Below are 490 nucleotides of genomic sequence, written 5' to 3' on the forward strand. Positions count from 1 at the left end.
TGGCCTGCACGGTGCGTCGTGTGCGTTCGAGCTGCTGCTCAGTGGCGCGCTGGATGTCGGCGAAGGTGCTTTGCGCTTCCCGCACCCGCTGGACGATGGTGCGCTCGATGCCGGCAATGACTTTGGAGGGGGTGTCAAAGCGCTGGTGGGCAACTTCGTCAAGGACGGTGGAATCGCGTTCGTGGCCGATGCCGGTGAGCACCGGGATGTCGAGTTCGCAGATGGCCCGGGCCAGGTCGTAATCGTTGAGCCATGCCAGGTCATTGACCGCGCCACCGCCCCGGATGATGGCTACCGCATCAGGCACCCAGGGGTGGTTGAGCCGGATCTGCTCCAGGGCCGAGTGCAATTCGAGGCGGATCTGGGCGGCGGCGCCCTCTCCCTGGAAGCGGCTATAGGCGTAGGTGAACTGGCACACGCCGTGGGCCTGCAGTCGGCTGGCTTCGGCCTGGAAGTCGCCGAGCCCGGCTGCGCCTTCTGGGGCGATGAC

1 protein-coding gene is annotated in these 490 nt (G+C 66.5%); it reads right to left on the reverse strand.

Going from position 1 to position 490, the window contains the following annotated elements:
* Window positions 1–490, reverse strand: a 490-nt coding sequence (locus HA630_RS00705; protein ID WP_305792601.1) for an exodeoxyribonuclease VII large subunit, incomplete at both ends; no start/stop codon positions are given.

This window comes from Aquabacterium sp. A08 (assembly GCF_011742065.1).